Origin of the sequence: Cupriavidus sp. WS, assembly GCF_000395345.1 — a bacterium.
Taxonomy (GTDB): Bacteria; Pseudomonadota; Gammaproteobacteria; order Burkholderiales; family Burkholderiaceae; genus Cupriavidus; species Cupriavidus basilensis_B.
Genome location: NZ_AQPL01000209.1, coordinates 42305 through 50497, shown reverse-complemented (window position 1 = coordinate 50497; position 8193 = coordinate 42305). Strand labels below are relative to the sequence as shown.

Genomic DNA, 8193 nt, shown 5'->3' with positions numbered 1-8193 from the left:
TCAGGCCCGGGCCGGCTGCCAGCCGTCCGGAATGACCGCGATCACGTCGATCTCCATCAGCCACTGCGGCTGGCCCAGGGCGCTCACCACCAGACCCGTCGAGATGGGAAACACGCCCTTCAGCCACTTGCCGACTTCCTGGTACACGGGCTCGCGGTAGCGCGGGTCGGTCAGATAGGTGGTGGTCTTGACGACGTGCGACAGATCGCTCCCCGCTTCCTGGAGCAACTGCCTGACGTTTTTCATCGCCTGTTCAGCCTGGGCGCGCGGGTCGCCGAGGCCGGTCAGCCGCCCCTCGAAATCCGTGCCGACCTGGCCGCGCACGTAGACCGTGTTGCCGGCGCGCACGGCCTGGCAAAGGTCGTTGTCCAGGGACTGATTGGGGTAGGTGTCCTTCGTGTTGAACATGCGGATGCGCGTATGCGTGGGCATCGGTAAAACTCCTGTTGGCTGATTCGGTATTCCTGCCGGGCCGTCGACGGCGGAAGGCAATGCGCTTATGGCCGCCGCTGCGCGTCGGCCCGGTACGACAAGTATTTGCGTTGCGTGACGATGTGGTCGGCAATGTGCCTGGCGTCGTGCCAGACGCCCCAGATGAAGGCCGAGGCCCGCCGCGTCAGCCACGGCAGGCCAAGAAAGTACACACCGGGCTCGCTGGAGATGCCCCGCTGATGCCGCGGCTTGCCGTCGGCATCGAAGGCATCGGCCTTCAGCCAGCCGTAGTCCGTGGCGTAGCCGGTCGCCCAGATGATCGACGCCACGCCGGCTTGGGCCAAGTCGAGCCGGAGCACGGGATCGGTCATGCAGGCCGGGTCCGGCAGGGACCCGCGCGCCTGGGGCTCCTCCGGCAGGTCCAGGCCATTGCTGGCGACGTAGGCATCCGCGGCATCCAGCAAGGAGAGGTAGCTCGCGTCCCCGCGCGCCACGTGTCCGGCGAGATCGTTCTCGAACGTCACCACGCCGTCGCGGAGCGCCTTGGTGACGCCGACCAGCGTGATCCCCTGGTGCGCCAGCGCGCGGAAATCGATGGTGCGCCCGCCATGCGTGCCGCTGACGGCAATGGTCACGTGCTCCCGGCCGGGCTGGGCGATCTCCTGATCCCACTGGCCGAGCACGCCCAGCCACCAGCAGAAATCCCGGCCCCGGTAGCTGCGCGGGGGCCGGTCGTGGGGGCCGATGGAGAGATAGACCTTCCGGCCCGCGCGCTGAAGCTCGTCCGCGATCTGGACGCCGGACGAGCCGGCTCCGACCACCAGGACGCCGCCCTCGGGCAACTGCCCGGGGTTGCGGTACGCGGCGGAGTGGATCTGCATGACCGTGGCGTCGCCCTGGGCCAGGGCCGGAATCACCGGGCGCTGGAACGGGCCGGTCGCGACCACGATGCGCTGGGCCTCGTAGGTGCCGGCCGACGTCTCGACCGTGAAGCCGTACCTGCCGCGGTTGCGCCGCGCGCTCAACACCTCCACGCCGGTGCGGACGGGCGCATCGATCTTGCGGGCGTAGGTCTCGAAGTACCGCGCGACGGTGTCCTTCGGCGCGAAGGCGTCCGGGTCCAGGCCTTCGAACGCCAGGCCCGGAAAGCGGTCGTGCCAGGCGGGGCCATTGGCTACCAGGGAATCCCAGCGCCCGGTGCGCCAGCGCTCGGCGATGCGGTCGCGCTCGAGCACGACGTGAGGAACGTCCAGCTTGGTCAGGTGCTCGCTCATCGCGATGCCGGCCTGGCCGGCACCGACGATGAGCGTGTCGGTGAACATGGTTTTCTGCGTTGTCACGTCTTCTCCGTAATCGGTATCAATGGGCGCGGTGCCGCAGGCACGCGGCGGATGGGCTGCCTGACAACATCGCTGGCGGCGTTGGCGCGTCGGACCGTGCCACCGGAAGGCACGGCCCAATTACAGCGAAAAATCCGCTCGCGCTGCGTTGGATTTGCCGATGACGTGCATCAGGAAAACGCAGCCCCCGCCGCGGGGCGCCGCCGCGGGGCTCCCGGCCGGCTGCGCCGACGGGCCACACCCGGAAGCTGTGCCAGCCACGCCCTTGCCCACGCGGCGCGGCCGGCCCCGGCCGGCGGCGAATGCCGCGCCCGCTGCGTCGGCACGGGCGAATCGCGGCCTCGGCAAAAGCGAAGCAAGGCGCGCGGGCGCGCCGATATGATCGTGGCCGGGACGTGACCGGGCGCGGCGCGCGGCAGCCGCCCGCGAGCACGCCCAAGCCGGCACGGCGACCGGATTCTTCAGCTTCAATGACCCACCGAGGAGGTAATGCATGTTCGATGCGCTTGTTCTGGAAAAGGACGACCGGTTCACGGCCGCCGTGCGCCAGGTCGACGACGGCTTTCTGCCCGATGGCGACGTGACGGTCGACATCCGGTACTCAACGCTCAACTACAAGGATGCGCTGGCCATCACCGACCGCTCGCCCGTGGTGCGCGCATGGCCGATGGTGGCCGGCATCGACGGCGCGGGCGTGGTGCGCGAAAGCCGCCATGCCGCCTGGCGCGCCGGGGATGCGGTGGTGCTCAACGGCTTTGGCGTGGGCGAGAAGCACAAGGGCTGCCTGGCGCAGCGCGCGCGCCTGCGCGGCGAATGGCTGGTGCGCCTGCCCGACGGGCTGACGCTGGCGCAGACGATGGCCATCGGCACGGCCGGCTACACCGCCATGCTGTGCGTGATGGCGCTGGAGCAAAACGGCGTGCGCCCGGGCGATGGCGAGGTCCTCGTGACGGGCGCCACCGGCGGGGTGGGCTCCATTGCGCTGGCGCTGCTGTCGAAACTGGGCCACCGGGTGGTTGCCGTGACCGGCAAGGCCGGCGAAGAGGCCTACCTGCGCGCTCTCGGCGCCGCCGAGATCATGGACCGGGCGGCCCTGTCCGGCCCGGGCAAGCCCTTGCAGAAGGAACGCTGGAGCGGAGTCGTCGATCCGGTCGGCAGCCACACCCTGGCCAATGCGCTGGCGCAGACGCGCTACGGCGGCACGGTGGCGGCGTGCGGCCTGGCCCAGGGCGCCGACCTGCCGGCGACCGTCATGCCGTTCATCCTGCGCGGCGTGTCGCTGGCCGGCATCGACAGCGTCATGGCCCCGCTCGCATTGCGCACGCGCGCGTGGGAACGCCTGGCGCGCGACTTGGACCTGTCCCTGCTGGACAAGCTGACGCACGAGATCTCGCTGTCGGAAGCCGTGGAAGCCGCACACGAACTGATGGCCGGGCGGGTGAAAGGCCGGATTCTGGTCCGCACCCGGAATGATGCCTGATGCCTGATGCCTGATGCCTGATGCCTGATGCCTGATGCCTGATGCCTGATGCCTGATGCCTGATGCCTGATGCCTGACGCCTGACGCCTGACGCCTGATGCCTGATGCCTGACGGCGGGTGGCCCGGCGCGGCCGGGCCGCGGGCCTCAGGCCGCTTCGCCGGTGGAGGGCTCGTCGCCCGGGTTCCACATGAAGTGCGATGGCGCGACCATGCCGGGCACGTGCTCGTCCGAGATGAAGGTCCGGCATCGCTGCATGAAGGCTTCCAGCACGCGGCGCGGCCGTTGCGCCGGAATCCAGGCCATGCCCAGGCACATCGGCTGGTGGTGGCCGGCCAGACGCAGGCTCACGACCCGCTTGCCGTCGAGCGAGTGGCTCATGCGCGGCCGGACATTCACCAGCGAATAACCCACGCCATTGGCGACCAGCGAGCGCACCACGTCCGGGCTGCCGGAGCGCGCGGCCACCAGCGGCTCCACCTGCACGGCCTGGAACAGGCCGAAGAAATAGTCGCGGCTCATGGGCAGGTCCAGCAGCACCATCGGGTAGCCCGACAGGTCCGAGAGGGCCACGACACGCTGGTGCGCCAGCGGCGAGGTCTCGCCGACGATGACGTGGGGCGGCAGCGTGGCCAGCGGCTCGAAGGCGACGTCGGCGCCGGGCAACTGCAGGTCGTACGTGACCGCCACGTCGATCTGGCCCTTGCGCAGCCGCTCGATCAGCCCTTCCTGGTGGTCCTCCACGTGCGTCACCTGGACCTGGGGATGGGCCCGCGCGAAGCCCTGGCACAGCTCCGGCGTCACCATCGCCGCCAGCGTCGTGAAGCAGCCGACGCGCAACGGCCCCCGTATGCTGGACTGCGCGTCCGACACGATGGCGTACAGGCTGCTGGTCTGATCCAGGATGCCGCGCACCTGCTTGATGACCTCCTCCCCCAGCGGCGTCATCGACAGGCCCTGGGCGTGGTGCCGCACGAACAGCTGGGCGTCGAACTCGGATTCCAGATGCGCGATCGCCGCCGAAACGGACGAAGGCGACACATGGATGCGAGCCGCCGCTTCGGCAATGCTGTTGTAGTCGCTCGCGGCGAGACAGTATTCCAGCTGGCGTAGCGTGATTCTGGAGAGCATGAAGGATCGGCAGTCGGCGAAACAGGCGGTTTTACCCGCCCTGGAATGTCATGGGCGCTATCGTTGCGCGATCCGGCCGCAATTGCAAGCCAGCCGCGCGCCGCCGGCCACGAACGACAAGGCCGTATCGCGGCCGGCCGGCGCGCGGCCCGTGCCGGTCCCTTCCCCTCGATCCGCGCGTTCAGCCGGCGCCGAGCATCGCCGCGCGCGCGTCCACGCCGACCGGCCGGCCGTCCCCCGCGCGGATCAGCAGCGGGTTGACGTCGAGCTCGGCCAGGTGGTCCCGCAGGTCCGCGGCCAGCCAGCTCACGCGGCTGACGACGTCGGCGACGGCGTGCACGTCGGCCTTGCGCATGCCGCGGTAGCCGTCGAGCAGCGGCCACTGCTTCAGGCGCCGCAGCAGCGCCATCGCCTGGTCCGCGTCCACCGGCGCGACGGCCAGCTCCGTGTCCGGCACCAGTTCCACGGTGATGCCGCCGAAGCCGACCATGATCATCGGGCCGAACTGGCCATCGTTGATCACGCCGACGATCAGCTCGGTCTGCGCGGACACCATCTCGGCCACCAGGCAGCCGTCCAGGACGGCGCCGCCCGCGTGGTTCGCCAGCGCCTGCGCGATCTCCGACCAGGCCTGCCTCACGGCGGCTTCGTCCTGCAGCCGCAGCTTGACGGCGCCGATATCGCTCTTGTGGACAAGCTGCGCGCTCACCGCCTTGAGCACCACGGGAAAGCCGATGGCGCGCGCCGCGTCGGCGGCTTCCTCCACCGTGCGGCAGAAATTTTCCGCCGCCAGCGGCACGCCGTAGGCGCGCAGCAGCGCCTTCACTTCCGGCTCGGCGGGATGCGCGCTCAGCATCCGGCCTGGGTGATCGGGCGCCGGCAGCGAAGGCGGCCGCTGCAGCACGTTCCTGGCCGGAAGCGCGTTGCGCCTGGGGACGTAGTGCCGAAGGATGCGGATCGCATCGTCCATGCGGTCCACGTACGGCAAGCCCAGGTCCTGCAGCAGCATCCGGCAGTTGTCGGCCACGCCGCCCGGCGTCACCACGAACAGCACGGGCTTGCCGCCCTCCCGCGCCATCGCCTGCCCCAGCGCCTGCGTCACCTGCTCGAAATGCGGCGAGGTGGTCAGGATCACGAAGAGGACGCCGATGTCCGGCGAGGCATTGTAGGCCTGCACGATGGTGCGCAGCTGGCCCATGTCTTCCGCGGTGCGGTTGCCCAGGTCCACGGGATTGAAGGCGTGGCTGGGATTCATGACCGTGCCCAGCAATTGCCCGGCGGCGGCATCCAGCCTGCCCAGCCGGATGCCCACGTCGGACAGCCGGTCCACCGCGATCCCGATGGCGCCGCCGGACGGGGAGATCAGGCCCACGCCTTCGGCCCGGCAGCGGCCGAAGCGCGCATGGATCGCGGCGAGCTGGAGCATGCCATCGGGATCGTCCACGATGGTCACGTCGGTGGCCTCGCACAGCGCTTCCAGCGCCTGGTAGTTGCCCGCCAGGCTCGCGGTGTGGGAGCGCGCGGCTTCCGCGCCCGCCGCGGTGCGCCCGGTCTTGGTCAGCAGCACGGGCTTGCCCGCGCGCTGCGCCCGGCGCGCCAGCTCGGCAAAGCGCCGGGTATCCACGAAGCCCTCGACGTACATCGTGATGACCCGCGTGGCCGGGTCGTCGATCATGTACTCGAAGAAGTCGCAGATCTCCAGGTCGCATTGGTTGCCCAGCGACAGGCAGGCGCTGAAGCGGATCTGCTCGCGGCAGGCGCGGTCGTACATCGACACCATCAGCGCGCCGCTCTGGCTGATCAGGCCGATGTTGCCGGGAACCAGTTCGCCCTGCTCCACGACCAGCGAGGAGGTCAGCGCCATGCGATGGTGCGGGTTGATGATGCCCATGCAGTTGGGGCCGACCAGGCGCATGCCCGCGTCGCGGGCAATGCGCACGATCCGCGCCTGCCGCGCCTCACCCTCGGCGCCAAGCTCGGCGAAGCCGGCCGATACGATCACGCACGCGCCGACGCCGGCCGCCGCGCACTCGGCGATGGCCGGCTCGACCATGTCCGCGGGCAGCGCCAGGATGGCCACGTCGACCGGGCCCGCGTCACCGATGCGCGCCACGGCCGGCAGGCCCGCGACTTCGCTCCGGCGCGGATTCACCGGCACCACCCGGCCGCGGTAGCCGTTGCGCGTGACATAGTGGATGATGCGGCCGCCGAACTTCTTCAGGTCATCGGAGGCGCCCAGAACCGCGACCGAGCGGGGCGCGACGATGCGCGCCACGTCCAGCCGCGGCGGCGCCGAAAAATGGGGGGATGCGGTGGCGCTGGACATCATTGGCCCCGAAAGCGCGGCTGGCGCTTTTCCTTGAACGCGGCGATGCCTTCGTTCTTGTCCTCGGAAGCCCAGATGCGCGTGCACCACTCTTCTTCCAGCTGCGCGGTCCGGTCGGTGTTGTCCCGGTACTGCGCGCGCACGGCGAGCTTGATGGCCTTGACCGACATCGGCGCCGCAGTTGCGAGCCGCGCCGCGATGCGCGCCACCTGCCCGTCGAATTCCGCCGCCGGCACGACCCGGGTCACGAGGCCGAGCTCCAGCGCCGCCCGGGCATCGATGTCCTCGCCGAGCAGCAGCAGGTCCAGCGTGCGGTTGCGCCCGAGGAAATGCACCAGGCGCACCATGCCGATGCTCCACGTCGGGATGATCCCCAGGTAGGCATCCCCCGCGCGGAAACGCGCGCTTTCCGAAGCGATGCGGATGTCCCCGATCCATGCGATGCCGGTGCCGCCGCCGATGCACCAGCCCTCGACGGCCGTGACCACCGGCTTCTCCAGGGTTTCGATGCGCTCGACCACCTGGCGGCCGATGACGCGCAGGTTCCGGGCATCGTGCTCCGAGAATCCGGCCTGGTCGTTCAGGTCCGCCCCGGCGGAGAACGCGCGCGTGCCGGCCCCGCGGATCACGATGGCGCGCGTCTCGCCGCGCGCCTCCAGCGCATGCAGGCCGTCCAGCATCGCGTGCAGCATGTCGACGGAGAATACGTTCAGCGGCGCGTGGTTGATCGTCATGGTGCTGACGCCGCCGTCATGGGTAATATCAATGGTCCCGGCCATTCACTGTCTCCTTTCGATCGTTGGGAAGCTGGGAACGACCATTTCGAGCCACGCAGCCCGCCGAGCCTGTCCAGGATCGGCACGAGCGCGATGGTCAGGAAAATGATCATCGAAGAAATCGCCGCCACCGTCGGATCGACCTGATCGGTGAGGTAGTTGTAGATGCGCACCGGCAGCGTCTGCCGGCCGGGGCCCGCCATGAAGATGGTCACCGTGACCTCGGAGAACGACATCAGCAGGCAGAGGAGGAAGGCCGAGAGCACTCCGCGCGCCGAAACCGGCAGCACGATCCGCAGCAGCGTGGTCCAGCGGCCGGCGCCCGGATTCATGGCCGCCCATTCCTGAAGCGATCCGCCCAGCCCTCTTTTTCAAAGGTGCCCTGGATCGTGCCGCCCCAGCTCAGCAAGGTCACGCGCTTGTCGCTGGCCGCGCCGATCGCCGGCACCGCCAACGCGGGCGACGCGGGCAGGCAGCGACAGAAGTCGCGCCGCCGGAAGACTCCGGGAGTGCTCATGGATACCTCCTGACTCGGGCTGTTCGTAGGGCAGAACGGCCATCGCCAGAAGCGGGGCCGTCCTCGCGCACCGACCGCTCGATCGGTTAGCTGCCATACTCGCGGGCACCGGGAGGTCTGTAAATCCGCAAATTCTGTGTCAGGACATGAAGAAAACCAAACCTTGGCGAGGGATTACGCGGATTGCTCGAG

General features: G+C 69.6%; 8 protein-coding genes. 1 reads left to right on the top strand and 7 read right to left on the bottom strand.

Features of this window, described 5'->3' with window-relative positions:
- A complete protein-coding gene (locus tag K206_RS0117815) occupies positions 1 to 432 on the bottom strand; it encodes a RidA family protein (protein WP_020203753.1) in 432 nt (143 codons plus the stop codon).
- Between the two features lie 65 nt (positions 433 to 497).
- Positions 498 to 1754, bottom strand: a complete 1257-nt coding sequence (locus K206_RS0117810) for an NAD(P)/FAD-dependent oxidoreductase (protein WP_020203752.1) — start codon at positions 1752 to 1754, stop codon at positions 498 to 500.
- 511 nt (positions 1755 to 2265) lie between these two features.
- Here K206_RS0117810 and K206_RS0117805 point away from each other — a divergent pair.
- The gene (locus K206_RS0117805) at positions 2266 to 3252 is read left to right on the top strand and encodes an MDR family oxidoreductase (RefSeq protein WP_020203751.1); all 987 of its coding nucleotides are present in this window, start codon (positions 2266 to 2268) and stop codon (positions 3250 to 3252) included.
- Between the two features lie 146 nt (positions 3253 to 3398).
- Here K206_RS0117805 and K206_RS0117800 read toward each other — a convergent pair whose 3' ends face one another.
- The 5 genes from K206_RS0117800 to K206_RS42945 form a co-directional block, all read right to left on the bottom strand.
- Positions 3399 to 4382, bottom strand: a complete 984-nt coding sequence (locus K206_RS0117800) for a LysR family transcriptional regulator (RefSeq protein ID WP_020203750.1) — start codon at positions 4380 to 4382, stop codon at positions 3399 to 3401.
- Between the two features lie 181 nt (positions 4383 to 4563).
- Positions 4564 to 6708, bottom strand: a complete 2145-nt coding sequence (locus K206_RS0117795; RefSeq protein WP_029043765.1) for an acetate--CoA ligase family protein — start codon at positions 6706 to 6708, stop codon at positions 4564 to 4566.
- Positions 6708 to 7487: an enoyl-CoA hydratase/isomerase family protein gene (locus K206_RS0117790; protein ID WP_029043764.1), complete on the bottom strand. Its 780-nt coding sequence runs from the start codon at positions 7485 to 7487 to the stop codon at positions 6708 to 6710. Before K206_RS0117790 ends, K206_RS0117795 begins: the two co-directional genes overlap by 1 nt.
- Entirely contained in the window at positions 7439 to 7816 is a 378-nt protein-coding gene (locus tag K206_RS38565) for an ABC transporter permease (protein WP_020203747.1), read from the bottom strand. The genes K206_RS0117790 and K206_RS38565 overlap by 49 nt, the downstream gene beginning before the upstream one ends.
- Positions 7813 to 8001, bottom strand: a complete 189-nt coding sequence (locus tag K206_RS42945; RefSeq protein WP_155888119.1) for a hypothetical protein — start codon at positions 7999 to 8001, stop codon at positions 7813 to 7815. The genes K206_RS38565 and K206_RS42945 overlap by 4 nt, the downstream gene beginning before the upstream one ends.
- Positions 8002 to 8193 lie beyond the last annotated feature (192 nt).

Bases quoted from the DNA above. Each gene is read 5' to 3' on its own strand.
- K206_RS42945 (WP_155888119.1), bottom strand. From the start codon at position 8,001: ATGAGCACTCCCGGAGTCTTCCGGCGGCGCGACTTCTGTCGCTGCCTG.
- K206_RS0117790 (WP_029043764.1), bottom strand. From the start codon at position 7,487: ATGGCCGGGACCATTGATATTACCCATGACGGCGGCGTCAGCACCATG.
- K206_RS0117800 (WP_020203750.1), bottom strand. From the start codon at position 4,382: ATGCTCTCCAGAATCACGCTACGCCAGCTGGAATACTGTCTCGCCGCG.
- K206_RS0117795 (WP_029043765.1), bottom strand. From the start codon at position 6,708: ATGTCCAGCGCCACCGCATCCCCCCATTTTTCGGCGCCGCCGCGGCTG.
- K206_RS0117810 (WP_020203752.1), bottom strand. From the start codon at position 1,754: ATGTTCACCGACACGCTCATCGTCGGTGCCGGCCAGGCCGGCATCGCG.
- K206_RS0117815 (WP_020203753.1), bottom strand. From the start codon at position 432: ATGCCCACGCATACGCGCATCCGCATGTTCAACACGAAGGACACCTAC.
- K206_RS0117805 (WP_020203751.1), top strand. From the start codon at position 2,266: ATGTTCGATGCGCTTGTTCTGGAAAAGGACGACCGGTTCACGGCCGCC.
- K206_RS38565 (WP_020203747.1), bottom strand. From the start codon at position 7,816: ATGAATCCGGGCGCCGGCCGCTGGACCACGCTGCTGCGGATCGTGCTG.